General features: G+C 43.6%; 16 protein-coding genes. 14 read left to right on the top strand and 2 right to left on the bottom strand.

The genetic code is table 11. The features are described 5' to 3' along the window. Nucleotides 1-80: 80 nt before the first annotated feature. Nucleotides 81-2531 (top strand): acyl-CoA dehydrogenase FadE, encoded by a 2451-nt coding sequence (gene fadE / locus ACSLBF_RS05280; RefSeq protein WP_440055557.1) that lies wholly within the window; start codon nucleotides 81-83, stop codon nucleotides 2529-2531. A 286-nt stretch (nucleotides 2532-2817) separates the two neighbouring features. Then, entirely contained in the window at nucleotides 2818-3225 is a 408-nt protein-coding gene (locus ACSLBF_RS05275; protein ID WP_440055556.1) for a winged helix-turn-helix domain-containing protein, read from the top strand. Here the strand turns inward: ACSLBF_RS05275 and ACSLBF_RS05270 are convergent. Together ACSLBF_RS05270 and ACSLBF_RS05265 are read right to left on the bottom strand one after the other, a co-directional pair. Beyond that, nucleotides 3222-4289, bottom strand: a complete 1068-nt coding sequence (locus ACSLBF_RS05270) for a DUF6136 family protein (RefSeq protein WP_440055555.1) — start codon at nucleotides 4287-4289, stop codon at nucleotides 3222-3224. The two genes, ACSLBF_RS05275 and ACSLBF_RS05270, sit on opposite strands and share 4 nt — an antisense overlap. A gap of 13 nt (nucleotides 4290-4302) precedes the next feature. Continuing rightward, the gene (locus ACSLBF_RS05265) at nucleotides 4303-4881 is read right to left on the bottom strand and encodes an ABC transporter ATP-binding protein (RefSeq protein WP_440055554.1); all 579 of its coding nucleotides are present in this window, start codon (nucleotides 4879-4881) and stop codon (nucleotides 4303-4305) included. Between the two features lie 377 nt (nucleotides 4882-5258). Here ACSLBF_RS05265 and ACSLBF_RS05260 point away from each other — a divergent pair, with 377 nt between their 5' ends. The 12 genes from ACSLBF_RS05260 to ACSLBF_RS05205 all read left to right on the top strand — a co-directional run bounded on the left by ACSLBF_RS05260 (nucleotide 5259) and on the right by ACSLBF_RS05205 (nucleotide 21348). Then, a complete protein-coding gene (locus ACSLBF_RS05260; protein WP_440055553.1) occupies nucleotides 5259-5921 on the top strand; it encodes a hypothetical protein in 663 nt (220 codons plus the stop codon). A 624-nt stretch (nucleotides 5922-6545) separates the two neighbouring features. Next, entirely contained in the window at nucleotides 6546-8162 is a 1617-nt protein-coding gene (locus tag ACSLBF_RS05255; RefSeq protein WP_440055552.1) for an HAL/PAL/TAL family ammonia-lyase, read from the top strand. Between the two features lie 138 nt (nucleotides 8163-8300). Further along, complete coding sequence (locus tag ACSLBF_RS05250) at nucleotides 8301-8585, top strand: hypothetical protein (protein ID WP_440055551.1); 285 nt, start codon at nucleotides 8301-8303, stop codon at nucleotides 8583-8585. Continuing rightward, nucleotides 8554-10119, top strand: coding sequence for an AMP-binding protein (locus ACSLBF_RS05245; RefSeq protein WP_440055550.1), 1566 nt, complete (start codon nucleotides 8554-8556; stop codon nucleotides 10117-10119). Before ACSLBF_RS05250 ends, ACSLBF_RS05245 begins: the two co-directional genes overlap by 32 nt. Beyond that, nucleotides 10112-12298 (top strand): beta-ketoacyl synthase N-terminal-like domain-containing protein, encoded by a 2187-nt coding sequence (locus ACSLBF_RS05240; protein WP_440055549.1) that lies wholly within the window; start codon nucleotides 10112-10114, stop codon nucleotides 12296-12298. Before ACSLBF_RS05245 ends, ACSLBF_RS05240 begins: the two co-directional genes overlap by 8 nt. 1 nt (nucleotide 12299) lies before the next feature. After that, the gene (locus ACSLBF_RS05235) at nucleotides 12300-13070 is read left to right on the top strand and encodes an ABC transporter ATP-binding protein (RefSeq protein WP_440055548.1); all 771 of its coding nucleotides are present in this window, start codon (nucleotides 12300-12302) and stop codon (nucleotides 13068-13070) included. Further along, nucleotides 13063-14178 carry an ABC transporter permease gene (locus ACSLBF_RS05230; RefSeq protein ID WP_440055547.1) on the top strand — a complete coding sequence of 372 codons (1116 nt, stop codon included), beginning with the start codon at nucleotides 13063-13065 and terminating at the stop codon, nucleotides 14176-14178. The genes ACSLBF_RS05235 and ACSLBF_RS05230 overlap by 8 nt, the downstream gene beginning before the upstream one ends. Beyond that, nucleotides 14175-14573: a 3-hydroxyacyl-ACP dehydratase FabZ gene (fabZ, locus tag ACSLBF_RS05225; RefSeq protein ID WP_440055546.1), complete on the top strand. Its 399-nt coding sequence runs from the start codon at nucleotides 14175-14177 to the stop codon at nucleotides 14571-14573. Before ACSLBF_RS05230 ends, fabZ begins: the two co-directional genes overlap by 4 nt. 11 nt (nucleotides 14574-14584) lie before the next feature. Continuing rightward, nucleotides 14585-15304, top strand: coding sequence for an SDR family NAD(P)-dependent oxidoreductase (locus ACSLBF_RS05220; RefSeq protein WP_440055545.1), 720 nt, complete (start codon nucleotides 14585-14587; stop codon nucleotides 15302-15304). Further along, nucleotides 15301-16008 (top strand): hypothetical protein, encoded by a 708-nt coding sequence (locus ACSLBF_RS05215; RefSeq protein WP_440055544.1) that lies wholly within the window; start codon nucleotides 15301-15303, stop codon nucleotides 16006-16008. Before ACSLBF_RS05220 ends, ACSLBF_RS05215 begins: the two co-directional genes overlap by 4 nt. Beyond that, nucleotides 16005-16760 carry a thioesterase II family protein gene (locus ACSLBF_RS05210; RefSeq protein WP_440055543.1) on the top strand — a complete coding sequence of 252 codons (756 nt, stop codon included), beginning with the start codon at nucleotides 16005-16007 and terminating at the stop codon, nucleotides 16758-16760. Before ACSLBF_RS05215 ends, ACSLBF_RS05210 begins: the two co-directional genes overlap by 4 nt. Before the next feature lie 22 nt (nucleotides 16761-16782). Beyond that, entirely contained in the window at nucleotides 16783-21348 is a 4566-nt protein-coding gene (locus tag ACSLBF_RS05205) for an amino acid adenylation domain-containing protein (RefSeq protein WP_440055542.1), read from the top strand. Nucleotides 21349-21350 lie beyond the last annotated feature (2 nt).

Genomic DNA, 21350 nt, shown 5'->3' with positions numbered 1-21350 from the left:
TCAACACTGAAACGCTTGAAATAATAGGTTTAACAAGCTAGTCTAACCTGGTGGTCAGACCTCTTATAAGGAAGAACAACATGACTTTAATATTCGTAATCGCGTTGTTAGTCTTGCTGAGCCTAGCAAGTTATCATCGCACTAGCTGGAATACCGCACTCGGTATCGCAGCTGCCACTATGCTAGTAGGTACCTTTAATGGTGCTTTTGGCATTATCTCTTGGCTCATATTCTTGGCTATAGCGGTGCCATTATCCGTCACTAACCTTCGCCAACAATATATCGTTGCTCCCGCTTTCAAGGCATTTAAAAAAGTAACTCCGACAATGTCTGAAACTGAAAAGTCAGCAATCGATGCTGGTACCACTTGGTGGGAAGCAGATCTGTTTTGTGGTAATCCGGATTGGAACAAACTTCACCAGTTTCCTAAGCCTCGCTTGAGCGTTGAAGAACAGGCATTTCTAGATGGTCCTGTTGAAGAAGTCTGCGCCATGTTGAATGACTGGGAAGCAACACATGAGCTGACAGACCTACCGCAAGATGTATGGCAATACTTAAAAGATAATAAGTTTTTTGCCATGATCATTAAAAAGCAATATGGTGGTCTAGAGTTTTCTGCTTATGCTCAATCTTGTGTGCTACAAAAACTAACCAGCAAATCAACTTTGCTGTCTTCAATCGTTGGTGTACCAAACTCTTTGGGCCCAGGCGAACTATTACAGCATTATGGTACTGAAGAACAAAAGGACCACTATTTACCTCGCCTAGCCAAAGGTGATGAAATTCCTTGTTTTGCATTGACCTCGCCAGAAGCAGGATCTGACGCTTCATCTATCCCAGACTTTGGTATCGTCTGTAAAGGAGAATGGGAAGGTAAAGAAGTTCTTGGAATTAACTTAACTTGGAATAAGCGCTATATTACCCTAGCACCTGTCGCTACGGTACTTGGCTTAGCCTTTAAGCTGAGAGATCCAAATGGCCTACTAGGCGATAAAGAAGAGTTAGGCATTACCTGTGCTCTTATCCCAACAAGTACACCTGGCGTTAAAATTGGCCGTCGTCACTTCCCATTGAACGTGCCATTCCAAAATGGTCCCACTCAAGGCGAAAACGTCTTCGTACCACTCGACTTTATTATTGGTGGTCAGAAGATGGCTGGACAAGGCTGGCGCATGCTGGTTGAGTGTCTGTCGGTTGGCCGCGTAATCACGCTACCGTCAAATTCTGCAGGTGGTATTAAGTCACTGGCAATCGCTAGTGGTGCTTACAGCCGTATTCGCCGCCAATTTAAGTTACCGATTGGTAAAATGGAAGGGGTTGAAGAAGCTTTAGCTAAACTCGGTGGATACGCCTACAGCAGTGATGCGGCCGTTACCATGTCTACGGGAGCAGTAGATTTAGGTGAAAAGCCTTCTGTCGTTTCGGCCATTTTAAAATATCACCTCACCGAACAAATGCGAGCGTCAACAATCCATGCCATGGATATTCATGGCGGAAAGGGAATATGTTTAGGCCCCAACAACTATGTTGGTCGAGGCTATCAAGGCGCGCCAATTGCCATCACCGTAGAAGGTGCCAACATTCTCACCAGAAACATGATTATTTATGGTCAAGGTGCTATTCGTTGTCACCCGTTCGTTCTTGCAGAGCTTGAAGCCTGTGGTATTGAAGACAAACAAGCTGCTCTTGAGAGCTTTGATAAATCACTAATGGGTCATATTGGCTTTACGCTTTCTAATTTGGTTAGAACAAAGTGGTTGGCTCTGACTGGTGCTCGTTTTACCAAAGTACCATTTAATGACGAGACTGCGGTTTATTACCGTAATGCAGCGAGATATAGTGCCTCACTAGCGTTAATGTCAGACATTTGTATGGCGGTATTTGGCGGCTCACTAAAACGCAAAGAGCGCATTTCAGCTCGCCTTGGTGATTTGCTAAGTTACCTGTATTTAGTATCTGCAACTCTAAAACGATTTAATGATGAAGGTCGACGCAAAGAAGACTTGCCATTCGTTCAGTGGTCATGTCAAGAGCACCTGTATTTATGCCAGCGTGCCCTAGCCGACCTCATTAATAATATGCCATCTGCGGCACTTCGTGGCGTGTTAAAAGTGCTATTGTTCCCATTCGGTCGACCAGTACGTAAACCGACCGATAAAATGGAACATAAGTTAGCTCATTTACTACAAGTGCCTAACGAGTCTAGAGAGCGCTTAGCTGCACACATCTACCTTAAAGATGAACCTTTGTGTTTACTGGGTAAACAAGAACAAACTCTGAAAGATATTTTAGCTGTTGAGCCACTGTTTGATAAAGTGTGCCGAGGCACAGGCAAAAAGCTACCATTTATGCAACTGGATAAAGTGGCAGAACTTGGTCGAGAAGCTGGCGTACTATCTGAAGAAGAAGCACAAAAACTGGCTGCTGTTGAAAGCAAACGACTTGCTGTTATCAATGTCGATGACTTTGATCCAGCCGATCTTTTAGCGGGTAAAGCAAGAGATCGTTCATCCAAAGCTGACGCTGCGTAACTTTTTATCAAAAGCCACTGCGTGGATAGCTCAAAGGCCCTTGTTAGGGCCTTTTTTATTGCACCTTAGGCAAAACCTCGGGCTCATATAAATCAGCAATTCCGAATAACACTAAATTCAAGTTATGGAATAGAATTCTAAGTGTAGATACCGTTAGCATTTTAATTGTCGAAATTTGGTTGATTTTTATTAAAGATAATGTGTTTTTTAGGCTTTGATGTTGACATACATTGAAATACACATAAGTTAAAAAGGAGTGCAAATTGATTTAAGGGTGTTGACTACGATGGATAAACATGAAGATTCATATCATTTTATTACCCTATTTGGTTCTTGGGAGTACATTCGCAGTCACAACCTTTTGATTGACAGATGTGACCTTACGCCAAAATACCTTGATCCAAGACTTTCCTCATTACTTAGCGTTTTTTTAGAGTCTCAAGGAGAAATGTTAAGTTTTCAACAACTTGATGCCTTATTACCCGAGCAAATTAGCACCAATCCTGAAAATTTATATTCATTGTTACAAAAGCTTAAGCGTGTTTTAGGTGACAGTGAAAGAAGGCCTAAATACATCAAAACGATTCCAAACGAGGGGTACTGCTTTTTCAGTGAAATAGAAGAGTATTACCAACAACTTATGCTGCCTGATAGCAACTCTTCTATTGCCTTCACTGATTACAAAGTCAGCTAGATAAAAGGAAGGTAGCTTAAAACGAACGTCGCTAGCCACGCGACCAAGAGGTGCTTCGTGCTCCTGAAGGCGCATATTAAAAGCATGGGGGTTAGCGCAACAGCAATAAGTGAAGCCCATGAAAACCCTAACATTAAAAGGGTGACAATAGATGCGATGCCACACACAGTTGCACCGACCAGCCAAGCACTTTTCTCCACTTGTGGGTACATGAGTAAACTTTTCCAGTAATGTACCCTGCCAACAACCTCAGGTTTAAGATCTATCATGATACTACTCCACCACAATAGATTAATTACAAGCAGCCCTGGTGTGTAGTAAGTGATTAAATCAGGGCGTTCTACTTTTACGGTAAAACCAAACCACAGAACTAACATCGTAAAAACAATACGCCAAATTACGACATTCAAGTTTTGGGAAAAATAACGTAACCAGTATGTACGTAGCGACGTAACGACCATACTAAAATCAACAAACTTTGGAGAAACAAGTAATGAAATCACCAATAACGCGTAGCTTAGCACCAAAAACAATGGTAATGATTCTATTACTGCACTAACTATCGCCAATGCTACCAAGCTTAGCGTGACCGCTAGCGGCCGATAGATGAACGCAACTGCAAAGGCAAATTGTGTGACGGTAAACCAAACCAATTGCCAAGCCTGAGTGATTTTATCAACGCCTATTGCAATTAGGATAATCATAGACATAAACAGCAACGGGTGTGCGGCCGTAGTTAATAGCACATCACTGACAATCATATGACGCTTGTTAGGGAGAATGGTTGAGTGATAACTACGATGAGGGGAATCTAAAATGGCCGAGCGAAATACATAAAATAGAAAGCTCTGAAAGGTCAACAACGTCCAAGCCATTAATACCGCAGTATGCGGATGATCACTTTGAACAATTTTTCCAATTCCCATAAAAAGCGTAGCCACTGCGCCAAACACGTACACTTGAAACAGCAAAGCGATCATCGCGCCAAAGCGTTGCACCTGCTCCAGTAACTCTTTACTTGCCACCAAAAAGCTGCGTTTACGATATTGATAATATGCCAACATGGGGAACTCCGAGCTAAAAAAGTGGTTTAAGCGCAAAGCCATGCTGCAAAAAGGGCTCGGGCTCATGACTGGTCAATAGTATTTGTCCCTGAAAAGTATCGACTAATGATAGGATTTGCTCCACTCCATGATGATCTAACGCGGCCGTCGGTTCATCCAACAACAGGTATGGGGTGTTTCTACAGATTGCATTAATTAACTGAAGTTTTTTCTTATTCCCTGATGATAACGCTGCGTATTTAGTTTGCAAAAATGAGGAAAACTGAAACCTCTCAACCAACTCATCGGGAAAAGCACATTCCCAAACACGGCAACTAAGGCTAAGTAATTCTTTTGCCGTAAGAAACTCAGGGAAGGGAATACAGTCGGACGCTAAAGCCACCACTGTTTGATGATTTTTTACTGCGATACCATCAAACAAAACTTCACCTGAGCACGCATCATCTAATCCAGCAACAATGCGAAATAACGTAGTCTTCCCCATTCCATTATTCGCTTGAATACAGAGTCTGCTTTGCGCGTATTCTGCTGAGAAGTTATTAAATACCGGTTTAGCCGAAAACTGCTTTGTTAGGTTTCGTATGGTGATCATGCTCAGAAAACTGCTCCTGCTCGCGCTGTGTTTAAGCTCACGAGTGAGCCAAAGTGGACTGCACATTAACTCATCAGAGCTGTTTAAAAATGTTCATAGTTTGAGCGAAAACTCAAAATATAAAACACCATTTTTTTCATGTAGTTATACATAGACTACCACAGAAGTTTGGACCCAGTATAGTACACCGAGCAAATTCTCTACAGATTCTTACAATTAGCCTACATTCATCTATAAACATTACCAGCGAACTTGTATACCCTGCTTTTAGTTGATTAGAAAATAATACTGAAGTAGTTCGTTCATCAGCCAACTTCTAGTATCGGTTTAAATATTACAAAACAAAGTATTACAACTCACAATCAAAGGAGCTTGATATGTTTTTCCGACCAGCAATCGTGACATTTGCACTATTACTAAGTGCGTGTTCTTCAGAGGATATCGAAACGGCAAATTTTGGGTCCGACATATATAAGAATGACTACAATCTAATTAATGCAACAGACTATGAAGTTGCCTTTCATATTGCTAACACAGAACTCGATGGTGATGAAAGAGATGTAGAGAATAGCAAATATCATGTAAAAACTTTGATCTCTGATAGTGATCCCGTACGTATAACCCACGAACACAATACAAACAGAGAAATTAGCTTCTTTGTGCAATCGGTCAATAAACTGGGCATGCTTAAAAAACGAAAGCTAAAGGTCAGCAATGATCGCGATTATCACTTTATTGCTATGCAAGATAACAGCGACGCTATGGATCTTAAGGTACTTAGGCGCGAAAAGAACGACCACGACAATAAATTCACCGTACGTGTGTTAGCAGCGTCTGACCTGACTCTTAAAATAAATGATGCAGTTGTCGAATTAAATGAAGGCAACGTGAGCAACTGGTATCAAGTTGAACAGTGTGATTCTGATATCCGATTGGCTGAAGGTGATTTACCAATAAGCTTATGTAACGCTTCACTCGACCGATCATATTTACTTGTTGTGAATGAGTCTGGACTAAAGAAAATCGCATTAGAGTATTAACTAGTAATTTACGGGGAACTTTGCCAGCTCCCCGTCCAAAAAATAAGGAAAATCGATTCTCAATTATTCAAAAAATCGTCTTAAAAAAAACGACTAGATGAAACAATAATCAACATCAACACCCTTGTAGCTCATGTAGTACGGGATGTTTAGCAGCAAAACTCATCCGACCACAAAAAAAATTAAAACTTTCATAAGTCAGTTTTATTACAATTTCCTGCCCAAAAGTATTAGAATCTATACTCTAATAAAAAATTATTACTATATAATTCATAAACCTAATCAGCACTCGAATCCCCCTTAATCAATTTGTCACATTCAAACATTTCACTTTTGTTAATTAAAAATTAAACCAGGGTTAAGTTAATGGTTTTGCTCTGTTGACAGCTCGGGAACTCGAGCTTAACCTAGCCGCCGTTCTTAAAATTCAACAATAAAAAACGTTATATTCGATTTTTTATTTACAACCTTAATCTTTTTGTAACATAAGTAACAACAATATGTTCGTATAAAAGGGACGTTGGTTTCGCTGTACTCGCCTCGCCTAACTTAACAAAAGCTAGGTAATTTGTATGACATCTTGTTCATAAACAAGCTATTGCCCTTAGTCAGAGTAGGAACGCTATGAACCAATATAATGCCGAGAAGGACGCTATCCGCGTAGAGCAACAACCAGGTAGTATCGTATTTATTGCCAAAGATCAGACCCTTTCTTTAGAGTCTGTGCAACAGTACGCTGCTCAACCTTTGTCAAAGGTGAAACTGGATGAAATAGAGCTTAAAGATAGAATTCAGCAAAACCGTCAATATTTAGACAATAAGTTGCTAAACCAAGAAGATATTTATGGTGTAACGACTGGCTTTGGTAACTCAGCTAGCAACCGTATCTCTACATCGCTCTCTGAAGAGTTACAACAAAATCTCATTGCCTACCACGGTTGCGGTGTTGGTGAATACCTGTCCGAAGAAGACTGCGCGGCTACATTGCTTATCCGCATGAATTGTAACGCCAAAGGCTTTTCCGGTGTAAGCTGGGAGCTGCTCGCACAGATGGAAACTTTCCTAAATAACCGCATCATTCCTGCCATTCCATCTATGGGCTCTGTAGGGGCGAGCGGCGACCTTACGCCACTTTCATACGTCGGGGCTGCGCTTGGTGGTAAACGAAAAGTATATTATCAAGGTCAACTACGCGAAACGGCAGAAGTACTTGAAGAACTGAACATCACTCCTTACAAGCTCAAACCAAAAGAAGGTTTGGCGATCATGAACGGGACTTCAGTAATGTCAGCCATTGCGACTAACGCATTACGAGATATCCGCAGAGCTATCGATTTAAGCTGCAAGTTGATAGCGCTGTATGTCGAACTTATCGAAGGTCGTGCGTCACCATTCCATAAACGTGTGCATGAATTAAAGCCGCATAAAGGACAGCAACTCTGTGCTGAGAAAATTTTAGAGCGCTTGACCAATGTGGAATCAAGATTAGGACGTCGTAACCGCACTGATGACAATATCGAGTTTGGTAAACAAGAAGCCTTTAGACTTCAAGATAGCTACTCTATTCGTTGTTCACCACAAGTGATTGGGCCACTAATCGATGCTGAAATGTGGGCCTCACAAATTCTGACCACTGAGATTAACTCGGTAAACGATAATCCACTGTTTGACGACGAAAATGATCTGATCTTAAACGCTGGTCACTTCTACGGTGGCCATGTTGCGGCAATTTGTGACACCTTAAAACCTCTAGTCGCAAACATGGGTGCATTGCTAGAAAGAGAATTAGGTATTCTTGTCGATGACCGACTTAACGGTGGTATTTCAAACAACCTAGTAGCAAAAGAAGACTTAGGTGAAAAAGCTTGGGTACACCACGGTTTTAAAGCAATGCAGATCACTTCATCTTCACTCGTTGCTGAAGCCCTGAAAAACTCAGGACCTATGTCAATTTTCTCCCGTACAACCGAAGCGTTAAATCAAGATATCGTTAGTATGGGAACTATTGCTGCTCGTGATTTACGCCGAGTTACCGACCTCATCAAGCCCGTTATCGCAATTCAAGCGATGGCTATTCGTCAAGCTTTCTATGTTGACGGAAAAGATAGTAAAGCCAGTAAGTTAAACGATTTATCTAAGGCTTTCTTTGATGAAATCAGCGCGCAGTTTGAGCCGGTTATTGAAGACCGCCCAATGGATGCTGAAATCAACAAAATGGTCGATGCACTGTTTAACAGTTAAGTATTAAACCGCTTTTCTATATCTCACTAGATGCATAAACAGAGTTTGCTGAGCGTGAAATTTGCGCTCAGGGCTCTTGCTTTGTCCAAATTTGGTGAGCAAGAAATTAATTACCCTAACATTCAGAAGGAAAATGACATGAGCACGCTTGAATCTGTAATGCAGTTTATTAAACAAGACATCATCGTAGACAACCTAGAAGTTGTTGACAGCATTGATGAAATTGAGAACGACGCACAACTAATTGGTGATGGTTTAGACCTAGATAGCATCGAAGTACTGGACCTTGTCGTGTCTATCGAAAAGAAATACCACTTCAAGTTTAAAGATTTTCCAGAGCAACTCATTCAAGAAAAAATGAAAAATATCAGCACGCTAGCTGAATTTGTTCATGAGCAAGCAACTGCAGCAGAGCCTGCTTAAAAATCAATTTCAAGCTTGGAAGGAAACCATGCAAACACCTAGCGCCGTTCGCTCACAATTGATTGAACTGATTGAATCTGAATTAGAAATTGAATCGTCACAACTCTCTCAGCTTGTCGATGATGACAATTTATTAGACGCTCCACTGTATCTGGATTCAGTTGATCTGATGCAACTCTCGTCCGCATGCAAAAAAACCTTTTCAGTGAGCGACTTGGGTGAACTCAGCACGGTGACCATCGGCTCCATTGTCACAGCAATTTGCTCGGCAATGGAGCAACATCAAGTGGCTTTATCGCAAGCGACTTGGTTCGAGGAACAACGCTCTCTCACCCAGCACCAGCTTGTGACAATCATTGAACAGTCCAAGCGATTTAATTTCAGTTACCCTGTTGGCAGTCATGTCTATGTTCAAGATAGCAAATCTATCGATGTGATTGTTTCGACCTTGGTATTGTTGGCTAACCAATTTGTGCCAATTCAATCCACCGCAAACTCAGATCAACATACGCAGTTTAGCTGGAAATCTTTGCCGCAGGATGACTCATACAGTGAGTCTCAGGAGTTAACTTTATCTGCGCAATTGGAGCAGCTAATTGATTGCAAAATTGGCTTTGAAACATCAGGAAGCACAGGTGCACCGCAGACTTGGTTTAAAACACTGCGTTCGTTACAGCAAGAAGCCAAATGCTTTCAACAAACCTTTGGTTTCGACAATCTAGAATATGTTACCGCTTGCGTAGATATTCGTCATATGTACGGGTTTGTTTGGGCATTTATGCTGCCATTACAGTTAGCGCTACCGGTGTGTTATCAACTAGGGACGTTACCTTCGTTGGCTCCGTTTCCAGAGCATCGAAACCTACTTATATTGACCCCTACGTTGTTCGACTTTACCTATGAGCAACTCACGAATAAAACCCACTACTTAGTTAGCTCTGGGGCACCGTTTAAAGGCGAGCGCGAACAAAAACTCGCAACCTATATTGCTGAGCATAATTTGACGCTATCCGCCTTTGAAGTACTTGGAAGTACCGAAACGGGAGGGATTGGTTTTAGAACACTAGGCCAACATCGTGAATATTTCACCAAATTTAGTGATGTCGAAATATCCACTGAAGGCGATAACTTAGTGCTGCGCTCTCCATTCTTGGTTAGCGACCAACATGAGTTTTTACTCAAAGATAAGCTGGTATTTATTAATGAGAACCAGTTCACACATGGCGGACGAGCCGACCAAATATTCAAGTATGCAGGAAAGCGCTACTCATTGCAGAGTATTGAACAGGTCCTGTCAGAAAACCTTAACGGTTTAAAAAACAAAGTCTTTTTCATTGAGGATTCAACCCATAGCAAAGGCGGAGAGCTTATCGCATTTGTTGAACAAAAAGCGTCAAAAACGACCGACGCAGCCGACATTCGCGCTTGGTTTAATCAGCTTCCGGTTCCCAAAGTGCATTTTTTGCCCGAGTTTCCGGTCAATGAATTGGGAAAAACCACGCTATCGGCACTGAAGGAGTGTATTTATGAATAATCACGTCACTAAGACCATCGTCACCGGATATGGTGTTATCTGTGCCGCTGGTAAAGATTGCCAATCTTTACTAGAAAGCATTAAAAATAAAAAAACCGGTATAAACCATATTAACCGGTTTAATACCGATGGCTTGCCACATAATGTCGGCGCAATTGTATCTGGTTTTGAAAACACCAATGCTACAGAGCTCGATAAAGATTTAGCAGCGGTGTATGCCATTGAAGCCATCAATGAAGCATTACAAAAAGCACAGTTAGACCTGACGGCTGTCCCAAGTACGCGCATCGCTTTAACATTAGGAAATGCTAACTGCGGCATGTTCTCCTTAATGGCCTCGATAAACCAAGGTTATGACCTAGCGTTAATGCACTTTCCACCTCATCAAATCACCATGAGTATTTGTCGGCACTTCAACATCTGCGGGCCAGTGATGACATTTACTTCTGCATGTACTGCCAGCAGCAGTGCCATTGCTTTTGCCAAACAACTAATCGAAAACGGTCAAGCTGATGTCGTCATTGCTGGCGGTGCTGATGCCTTAAGTGAATTGGTTTATGGTGGTTTTCAATCAGTACAGTCATTAAGTGACACCCCTTGCTCACCTTATGGAACAAACATGGGGTTAAGCCTAGGTGAAGGTGCTGGATTTTTGATTCTTGAAGCAGAACATCACGCTCATGCACGCGGTGTAAAAGGCAGATACCAACTGCTGGCCACCGGTTCAAGTTTGGATGCTCACCATGCAACCGCCCCCAATCCTGAAGGCGATGGTGTTCGTCGGGCTTTTGAGCAAACATTAAGTTACTCACCTGTACCAAATACAGATATTCGCTACATCAATAGTCATGGTACTGGAACACCAGCCAATGACGGCGCTGAACTCAATGGTATCAGCAATGCTATTGGTGCTGAAACTATGGCAGAGATAAAGGTATCCAGTTCAAAAGCCTACTTCGGTCACACGTTAGGTGCTGCTGGGGCGATTGAGCTTATTTCAACCTTAGTTGCGCAAGAGCAAGGTCTACTGCCTGCGACATTACACGTCGATGAAATCAGAGAATGTTGTCAAGCATTCGATATTGTAAAGAACGACCCTATAGAGCTGACTGCCGATGTATTTGCGGTGACTAACTCGGCATTTGGTGGTCACAATACCAGTATGATCTTAAGTCAGCAAACGGTTGAACAACCTGCGATCACCAAGCACAAAGTTTACCTGCTTGGTGCTTCTATGCTGAATGAACAAAGCCTTACAACGTGTCGACAAATTGAACAGCAACGTTTTACGCGATTCGAATTAAAGCGCCAGTGTCCCGAACTTTATCAGCGCCGTATGCCAAACGTCGCACAGTTTGCGTTAGGTGCATGTCATTATGCCTTAGAAGATAGCCATCTTGAGTTTTCTGCCGATGAGCGCAGCAAATTTGGCGCATACTATGCCAATCCAACCGGATCATTGGAGACGCTAGATAAGAGCTTAGAGTCCTACGAATCTGGAATCAGTGAACTTAAAAGTACCCACTTCCCAAATACTGTCGTGAACGCCACTCTGGGACAAATTGCCATTGGTTTTGGCATGAAAAATTCAGCCAGTTGTGTCAGCGATCTGGGTAACGACTTGCTACAATCGCTTTGGAGCGCTAGCTACGACATGCGCGAAGGGCGCTGTGAATACGCTATCGCTTGCTGCTCACAAGATGATACGGAACTGTCACAGCAAATCTGGCAAACCGTTTCTTTTCCATCAAAACTTGGTAACTTCGCCACTTGTGCTGTTCTTTCAAACGGAGAAGGCCTACCAGATGGATACCAACCTATCGCTGAATTCATTGATTTCATTCAGATCAGCAATGTCAGTGATGAACAATATTTCGATGCGTTACTTGACCAGCAGTCAGGCATGTTTTCAAAAATTGGCTGTATCGTTCTAGCCAACCACTTACCTGAACACAGTGCTAAATTACTGAGCGCCATTGACCGACATTTACCCCAAGCGGAATTAGTACAGTTCGAAGCACAACAAGAGTTAGAACACTCCAGCGAGCTTGCCGCTGAAGCCCTATTTTTTGCAGTAAATCAACAAAACTCCAACCCAGCGTTAGATCAAACCCTGTTGCTCAGCGTCAATCTGGCGGGATGTATGACGGGATGTATTTTACGAAAAGTAAGGAACTAGTATGACGACCGTGATCGAAGTTAATCACTTAAGGAAGGTCTATAAAAGAACCGGGAAAGTTGCGGTAGACGATATCTCATTCAAGGTTGAAGAAGGCCAGTGCTTTGGTCTGCTCGGACCAAATGGTGCAGGTAAAACCACGACTCTTGAGATCTTACAAGGACTGCGTAGTGCGACTTCAGGAGAAGTCACACTTTTTGGGCTGAACTGGCAAAAAGACGAGGTGAAACTAAGAGGATTAATGGGCGGCGTAATGCAGCACAATAACCTCTACGAAAAGCTTAAGGTGAGAGAGTGTGTCGAACTGTTCGCAAGCTTTTACCCAAGCTATACACCTATTAATCAATTGCTTGAGCGTTTCAGTTTAACTGAAAAGAAAGAAGCTTGGTTAAGCGAACTCAGCGGCGGACAAAAACAACGCGTGTTTCTGGCGATGGCGGTTGTTGGGCAACCAAAATTGGTGTTTTTAGATGAACCAACCACGGGACTTGACCCAACCAGTCGCCAAGAATTTTGGCACATCATCAAAGACCTAAAAGCCAGTGGTACGTGCGTCATGCTAACGACTCATTACATGGATGAAGCTGAGTTTCTCTGTGATGACTTAGCCATTATTAATTCAGGAAAAATCATCGAGTCCGGTGCGCCAAGTGACATCATTAACCGCACCTTTGAAACGCCAGTCATTAAAGAACCCAGAAAAGCCACGTTGAACGACGTGTTCCTAAAACTTACCGGTTCCTCTATTTCGAAGGAAGAAAGTTATGCATGAGGCAAATCAAGCCAAGCTCTATCCTTTTTGGCAATTAATGATGGTCAATGTACGGCCATTTTTCCGCGACAAAGCGGTATTACTATGGACCTTTGGACTACCTATTTTCATTGCACTGTTATTGATCCAAGCCTTCTCTGGCGGGCCAAAAATGGGCCCGGTCAATGTCGTTATCATGCACGCAGAGCAAATGGAACAATCTTGGCTCAAAGCCATAGAACAAGATCCGCTCGTGACCGTCACCAAGCTTTCGCAGAAAGACTCTATGCAGCTTGAATCGGTATTTGGTTCCGCCCAAGTAGACGCTGTAATTGAAAAGCCTGATGCATTATTAAAGCAACTACAAACACAAGCGAATCCAGAGGTTTACCTTGCGCCCAACGCAATGTACTCGACTCATAATTCCGATGAATCGCTAATGGCACGCAACTACCTGTTGCAGCTCAAAGACAAAGCCAATGGACAAACCATGCAAAGCACTGTGGTTAGTGTCGTCGGTTATCGTTATACCGATTGGCTTATTCCCGGCATTATCGTTTTGCAGATCCTTGGTTTAGCTCTGGTTTCCATTGCTAATAGCTTAGTCTCTGATCGTCAGAATGGCTTTTTCAAACGCTTGCGCCTATCACCGTTTAAACGTCGTGATTACATCATTGGCATCGTCATGGCTCGCCTGTTTTTACTGGTTTTCCAGATGGTGATTTTATTTGTCGCCTTTCATTTCCTATTTGGCTACACGTTACAAGGTAACTTACTGAACATCCTAGTGGTTATGTCAGTGGGTTCGTTTTGTATCTGTATGTTGGGTGTGTTGGTTGGGGCTCGCAGCCAACGTGTTGAAGTGTCATCTGGCATAGCAAACTTGCTGTACTTTCCCTTGATGTTCTTATCTGGCATCTATTTCGATACAGCTAACTTCCCGACAATTATGCGTGAAATCGTGTCGTTCTTCCCAACCACGGCGTTTTTAGATGCGCTTCGTTTGGTAGCGAATCAAGGTGCTGATCTTGCCGCAGTGAGTCGCCAACTAATCATATTGACAGTTACCAGCTTGATTTTCTTTATCATTGTTTATTTCTGTTTTGACTGGGGAGATGAAAAGTCATGATCACAGACAATTTACCACACAAAGCGCCGTTTAAGTTTGCCGATAAAATTATTGAGCATTCGAAAAATGAAATGATCGTGGGCCTAAAATTTATCTCCCACAATGAACCGGGATTACAGGGACATTTCCCTGACGAGCCTATCTTCCCTGGCGTATTGATCATTGAAACCATGGCTCAAATCAGCGGTTTGTGCTGCGACAAGGGCAAGTCAGGAGGCATGCTTTCAACCATTGAGAAAGCCAAATTTAACCGCCCTGTACGTCCGGGTGAAATTTTAAAGATCACAGCAAAGCTCGAAACCGAGTTTGGTGCAATGGCGCGCTTTAAGACCCTTGCTCATGTTGATGATGAGTTAGTGGCTAAAGCAGAGCTCACCATCGTTTATACAAATTAAGGAAGTTGCTTGTGTTTTCAAAACAAACTGTTGTTGTAAGTGGTGTTTCTAGAGGCATTGGTAAGGGCATAGCTCAAGCCTTTTTAGCGCAGGGCGCCACTGTATTTGGGATCTGCCGTTCAACCACACCTATTAGCGGTTTGCAGCATGAGCGCTTTACTCAGCTCAGTGGCGATATTACTGATCGCGGCTTCATTGATGCCGTCGTCAATCAAGCAATTGCAGACACAGGAAGTATTGATGTCTTGGTTAACAACGCCGGGATCACCAAAGACAACCTGTTCTCGCATATGAGCTACGACGAATTTCATCAAGTACTGAGCACCAACTTCATTGGCACACTTAACTGCTGCCAAGCTGTGCTACCACGTATGGTAAGGCAAGGCACGGGCAAAATCGTCAATATGGTTTCCCAAAGTGGGATCAGTGGTCGAGAGGGTCAAGCTAACTACGCCACCTCAAAAGGAGCAATCATTGGTTTGACTCGCACCATTGCTCGTCAGTATGGCCATTGTGGTATTTACTGCAATGCCCTTGCTCCCACTTTTATCGCCACAGACATGATTGATGATATCCCAGAAGCGGTGATCAGGCCGGTATTGCGTCATACAGCACTTGGCCGGGTTGGTACGGTATCAGAAATCGCGGATGCCACATTGTACTTATCTTCTTCTGCTTCCAATTATCAAACAGGTAGTGTGCTCAGACTTGACGGAGGTCTAGCGGTATGATTTCTCAAGCTTTTATCTTATTGCATCCTAGCGGTGAATTTGACAGCAATCTGATTGCACATCTGCAATCGAAAAAACACCCGGTACTACTTATCAGTGCCGCCAAACACATTGTTGATGAATACCCCAGAATAGAAAACATCGAGATTTCAACACCGATAACTGAGCTGCAGTTACGTGAATTGCTTAATTGGTTTGAGATCAATGCAGCACATCAAGAAGTTGCTATTTTGCACTGTGCTAATCGAGTCAATGAAGCAGAATTGCTTGCAGAGCCACACGTAGGCAAAGCTATTGTCGCTCAGCTAGAGCGGGTCTTCGGTACCTTAAATGTACTTGCAGACAGCTTACGCCTGAATGGTGGTAACTTGGTGTTTTTAACCCAATCCGATACTCAAAACTACGAGTTAGAAGCGACCTCAAGCGTCTGTAATCACGCTCAAAATGCGCTAATGATGACACTGGCTCGCGAGTATCAAGGTAGCAAATTTGCAGTCAACAGCTTTGTCTTACCACTACTGGCTACCGATAGCAAAACAGCAAGGACTGAAAAGCGCAAACTGAAAGGCGGTATCTTGGGTGCTAGACCTGCAGTCTTCAGCTATCACGAGCTTGCAGAGTACCTAGTCAACTTCTTAAAAACCAATACCATGCTCACGGGTCAATCCATCGCCTTTACGCCAACCTTGGAGCTAAAGCTATGATGGGCGTAGACCTATACTGCTTTCATCATGCTGGCGGTTCATCATTGTTTTTTAAACAATGGGCCAGTTTGTTACCTGCCGATTGGCAGGTACATGCCATTGATTTACCTGGCAGAGGTATGAAAGCGGGTATGCAACCTTTAAGGGACTGGGATGAGGTACTTAGTCACCTAAGTAGTAGCACGCAAATTTCGCCGCGCAGTGAGCGGCTTTGCGTGTTCTTTGGACACAGCTTAGGAGGAATGGTGGCCTATAAACTAGCCGACCATTTCACTAACGCGGGGGTAAAAAGCGCAGATCTGATTTGCCTTTCCGCTTGCAGAGCACCTTCAATCACGTCTAAAACACAGTATTCATCGTTACCACACGATGAGCTATTAGACACACTGTATGAGCTGGGACTAGTACCAAAACATCGCTTATCTGAAGACGTAAAGCAAATCATCGCGGGTATGTTCCAGAGTGATTTTTATCTCGCTGAGCAGCCTGTGACGACAAACATCAAACTCACTAGCCCTACAGAACTTATTCTGGCAGATCAAGATCACCTAGTTGACACCGATTCATATCAAGCATGGTCAGCATTTTGCGACAGTGATTTTACCCATCACATCGTGAAGGGGGATCATATGTATTTACAAGACCAACCGGAAATCACGACCAATCTCCTCGTCAACGCGGTAGAGCGTCATTTTATAAAACTACAACAAACAAAGATCCACAACCCAAACTGGCAAAAGCCATTGTGTTAACAGGAATAGTAATAAGGATCATATGATGAACTCAATGACAACGAGCGAAAGCATTCAATCACTTAGTAGTAGACAGCTGCATGTATGGCAAGCACAACAATTAGACAGTGATAACCCAGTCTACAATATCACTTGTGCGCTGCAGTTTAGCGGCGATATTAGCCTTGATTCACTCGCCACCGTGTTTGCCCAGTTACAACAACGGCATCCGATTATTTCCAGCAAAGTTATCGAGGTCGATGGGGAACCAAAGCTGCAACTACTCGATACTGCTCCGGTGCTGCTGCCTGTACCTCAATCGCTAGTGACACTCTCGGATGAACGCAAAGCAAAAGCCCTAATTGAACAAGTCATCGACATCAACAAAGAAACATTCCAATTTTATACCGAGCAACAAGAAGACAAGTTGCTATTGGTGATCAAAGGCCATCACATTAATTTTGACCAATGGGCATTGCAAGTGCTGGTCAGCGATTTACTGGCTTTTCTTGAAGCCCAAGTGAATGGCCAAACAGCAGAACTGGCAGCGCTTGACTATCAAGTGATGTTCAAAGAAAAACCCGAGCCAAATGACAGCACCGCTGCTAGTCATGATCTTTATCCGATTGATTTCTGCAACGCTGGTGTGACGCCCGCAACCAATCACTATGATGGTATTAGTTTCCGTGAGGAAAGTGCCGATGCGCTTGCACATATCAAAGCCTGTGCAGCCGAACACGGCGTAACCAGTTTTAGTGTGGTTCTTGCTAGCGTATTCCTGACCCTATTCCATACTACTGGCCAAACCGACTTAACTATTGGCGTACCTATGGCCAGAAGAACACGTCGTACGCGTGCTATTCTTGGTCACTACTCGGATGTTGAAACGGTATCAATTACTGATATCGACCATTATACCGGTTCTAAGCTAATCCAAGATGTCGCTGCACAACTCACCCAGTTATTGTTATCTGGACAGAAAAACCAAGACGCAGCAAAACACATTAACGTAACATGTAACTACTTAGCCAAGCTAAAAAGCAACGGGATCCGCGCAGGGATCACGCCGTTAATGATTGGCCGTAAAGGGGTTGAGCTATTCCTAGGTGATGCACAAAACATTCGCGTACAAGGTATTCCTGTCGAACCCGGTGTATCTCAATTTGATATTGAATTTACCCATTTTGAAACTGACGGTGGCCTGTGTAGAAAAGTAGTTGCCAGTGAAAATACCTTCACGCGCGCTTCTTTAAACCGCATCACAGATATTCAAGTTCGCTACTTAGAACTACTAACCCACTCTGGCGACTTTAATGTTGCAGAGCTACCTATTCTCACTGAATCTGAACAAGAACTCGTGCTTGAGCGCAGTAACCAACAAAACCAACACTTTTTCAGTGACACAACATTACACCAGTGGTTTGCCAAATCTGCTGAACAATATCCAGAAAATCACGCACTGACACACAATGGGAAAAGTTTAAGCTATCAACAACTAGAGCAACGCGCTAACGCCCTAGCCCATCATCTACGAGAGCAATATCAACGACATACAGGAAAGCACCTAGAACCTGACACCTTGATTGCTTTATACATGCAACCATCGTTTGAGATGTTAGTGGCTATTTTAGCTGTGTGTAAAGCTGGCGGCGCGTATGTGCCGCTGTCACCAGATCATGCCAGCGAACGAACTGCTTTTATTTTGTCCGATACTAACCCAGCCTTGCTTATTAGTGACAAAAATGCCGAACAAGAGATCTTAGCCAAATGTACTGAAGCTCAAGTAAATCCGCATTTGGTATTTGCGACAGACGTCACAGAGCTCGTTCACTCCGCGCCAGAAGTAAATGTGTCACCGCAAAATTTGGCCTATGTCATTTATACCTCAGGGACGACGGGACAACCCAAAGGCGTAATGCAAACTCATGAAAATGTAGTCCGTTTATTTACGGCCAATGAGCAAGATTACGGCTTTAACGAAGCTGATATCTGGGTGCTTTATCATGCTTATACATTCGATTTTAGCGTATGGGAAATGTGGGGCGCGCTGCTTTATGGTGGCAAATTGTGCATTGTTGACCCACATCTGATCCGTGACTTTGATGCCTTTGCTGCATTTTGTAACGAGCAGCAAGTCACAGTATTAAACCAAACACCAGCAGCTTTTTACGAATTCAGTGCCGCAACATTACGTGCCAAATTACCACAGACGAAACTGCGTTACGTTATTTTTGGTGGAGACAAGCTGAACCCTGAAATGCTCATCCCATGGTGGAACCAGTTTGGTGATAGTCACCCTTTACTGGTTAATATGTATGGCATCACCGAAACCACGGTACACGTTACCTACAAAGCGCTGAGCTTTGAAAATACCAGCAAGGCTTCTTACATCGGGCGTCCAATTTGGGATATGAAAGCCTATGTTCTCAATTCAAAAATGCAGCTTGTTGAACCAGGTGCAATGGGTGAGTTGTATATTGGTGGCGCAGGTCTTGCGCGCGGTTATCTCAATCGCGATGAGCTCACAGCAGAGCGCTTTATTGAAAACCCGTTTGCAACTGAGCTAGATATCGAACGAGGTCATCAGCGTCTGTACAAAACGGGTGACTTAGCACGTAGATTAGCCGATGGAGAATTAGAGTACATTGGCCGTAACGATAGCCAAGTTAAGATCCGTGGCTATCGTATTGAGCTCGGTGAAATTGAAAGCGCGATAAACGCCCACCCAGCAGTCGCTCAGGCTGTCGTGATCGACAGAGAAAACCAAGGCTCAGCCTATTTAGCGGCTTATATCAAGTTAGCGGATGGGCAACAAGGCGATACACTAGATGAAATTAGCTCCTTTGTTGCGGGCAAATTGCCAGCCTATATGCAGCCAAAAACCTGGACTTTACTGAGCGAAATTCCACTCACAGGAAACGGTAAGTTAGACCGCAAAGCACTCCCAGATCCACAATTTACGAGTCAACAAAACTATGTTGCCCCAAGTAGCGAGTGTGAAGCATTGATATGCAATGCCTTTGCAGAACTACTTGGCCTAGAGCAAGTGGGTATTCAGGATGACTTTTTCTCCATCGGTGGTGACTCGATCCTGAGTATTCAATTGGTTGCGCTATTACGTAAGCAAGGTATTGATCTACAAGTTAAAGATATTTTCGATTGTGCCACAGCCAGTAAACTCAGTGAGCGTGTTGCAACACTACAAGCAACGCAACGTGAGATACTTGCTGAGCACGGCGAATTAAGCGGTGCATTTGATTTACTGCCAGTACAGACTTGGTTCTTCAACAAAGGTCTTGAGTTTGAACACTACTGGAACCAAAACTTTGCCATCCAAGTGCCAAAATCATTGTCAGAAAGCGTGGTTGAAGAAGCGCTTCACTCTCTTGCCATGCAACACGACATGCTGCGCACTACGTTTGTTGAATTTGAAGGAAAGCTACAACAGGTATACGGTGAGTTAAGTACTATGGCGCCGCTGTTCGTTGTCGATGGGGATGACCCTGAATTAATCAACAAACTTAATCAAAAACAAAACCACTTTGACTTGGCAAACGGTCCTCTTTGGCAGGCTAGCCTAGTACGTCGTGCCAGCGAGCCTTACGACTTACTACATTTTGCAGTGCATCATGCCATCATCGATGCGGTATCTTGGCGAATTATCGCACAAGACCTACAAACGCTACTCGACGGCGGTGTACTACTAGAAAAACGCACTAGCTACCGTCAGTGGGTTGACGTGATGCAAAGCTATCTAGAAAGCCACCCTCAAGAAACCGCGTTTTGGAAAAACATCGCAGCGCACACCGCAAGCTATCCACCTTGTATGGCAGCCACCAGCTCAACAGTGTGGCTAGAACTGGATAAAGCACAAACGGCTAGCTTCTTAACCGACGCCAATCAAGGCTTTAACACTCAAGGTGAAGAACTGCTACTGGCGGCGTTATCACAAGCGCTTAGTCACACATTTAACCAGAAACATCATTCTATTACGCTTGAAAGCCATGGCCGCGAAGCATGGCGTGAAGATGTTGACATCAACCAAACTGTTGGCTGGTTTACTTGTTTGTATCCAGTGAACTTAACACAACAAGCATCACTGGCCGACACCATTGTTGATGCTAAAGAGGCACTGCGCCGTATTCCGAATAAGGGCTTAGGTTTTGGTCCGCTGCAACAACAAGCGCAAAGTTTGCAGTTACCGCCAATCAGTTTTAATTATCTCGGCCAAATGGGTGGTCAGTCGCACGCACCTTGGCAGCTAGATAACAGACTACAAACAGCAGCAATTGACCCACGAAATAAGTCAACACTGTTGCTTGATATCAATGCACTTGTGCAAGCAGAGCAACTGAGAATAAAAGTCGACTCACAACTAGATGGCACCTTGACCATGGCATTTAAGGCCAATTTACAGTCAGCTATCGAGCAAGTTATCAGCGCCGCTTTAGAAGCCAAATCACAAGGCGGGGTAAGCACCCCCAGTGATTTCGGTGCAACTAACTTATCAGTGTCTCAATTAGCACAACTGCAATCTTCATTCGTGACGGAGCAAGACGCAACGCCAGCTCCAGCAAGCTCAGAAAAAACTCAAGAATTAGAGATCTAATA

This window comes from Pseudoalteromonas sp. T1lg65, assembly GCF_051930985.1.
Taxonomy (GTDB): domain Bacteria; phylum Pseudomonadota; class Gammaproteobacteria; order Enterobacterales; family Alteromonadaceae; genus Pseudoalteromonas.
The sequence above is the reverse complement of the archived record's forward strand: the minus strand, read 5'-3'. Positions and strand labels throughout refer to the sequence as shown.

Bases quoted from the DNA above. Each gene is read 5' to 3' on its own strand.
- ACSLBF_RS05275 (WP_440055556.1), top strand. From the start codon at position 2,818: ATGGATAAACATGAAGATTCATATCATTTTATTACCCTATTTGGTTCT.
- ACSLBF_RS05235 (WP_440055548.1), top strand. From the start codon at position 12,300: ATGACGACCGTGATCGAAGTTAATCACTTAAGGAAGGTCTATAAAAGA.
- ACSLBF_RS05245 (WP_440055550.1), top strand. From the start codon at position 8,554: ATGAGCAAGCAACTGCAGCAGAGCCTGCTTAAAAATCAATTTCAAGCT.
- ACSLBF_RS05270 (WP_440055555.1), bottom strand. From the start codon at position 4,289: ATGTTGGCATATTATCAATATCGTAAACGCAGCTTTTTGGTGGCAAGT.
- ACSLBF_RS05215 (WP_440055544.1), top strand. From the start codon at position 15,301: ATGATTTCTCAAGCTTTTATCTTATTGCATCCTAGCGGTGAATTTGAC.
- ACSLBF_RS05255 (WP_440055552.1), top strand. From the start codon at position 6,546: ATGAACCAATATAATGCCGAGAAGGACGCTATCCGCGTAGAGCAACAA.
- fabZ (WP_440055546.1), top strand. From the start codon at position 14,175: ATGATCACAGACAATTTACCACACAAAGCGCCGTTTAAGTTTGCCGAT.
- ACSLBF_RS05260 (WP_440055553.1), top strand. From the start codon at position 5,259: ATGTTTTTCCGACCAGCAATCGTGACATTTGCACTATTACTAAGTGCG.
- ACSLBF_RS05210 (WP_440055543.1), top strand. From the start codon at position 16,005: ATGATGGGCGTAGACCTATACTGCTTTCATCATGCTGGCGGTTCATCA.
- ACSLBF_RS05265 (WP_440055554.1), bottom strand. From the start codon at position 4,881: ATGATCACCATACGAAACCTAACAAAGCAGTTTTCGGCTAAACCGGTA.
- ACSLBF_RS05205 (WP_440055542.1), top strand. From the start codon at position 16,783: ATGATGAACTCAATGACAACGAGCGAAAGCATTCAATCACTTAGTAGT.
- ACSLBF_RS05230 (WP_440055547.1), top strand. From the start codon at position 13,063: ATGCATGAGGCAAATCAAGCCAAGCTCTATCCTTTTTGGCAATTAATG.
- ACSLBF_RS05250 (WP_440055551.1), top strand. From the start codon at position 8,301: ATGAGCACGCTTGAATCTGTAATGCAGTTTATTAAACAAGACATCATC.
- ACSLBF_RS05240 (WP_440055549.1), top strand. From the start codon at position 10,112: ATGAATAATCACGTCACTAAGACCATCGTCACCGGATATGGTGTTATC.
- fadE (WP_440055557.1), top strand. From the start codon at position 81: ATGACTTTAATATTCGTAATCGCGTTGTTAGTCTTGCTGAGCCTAGCA.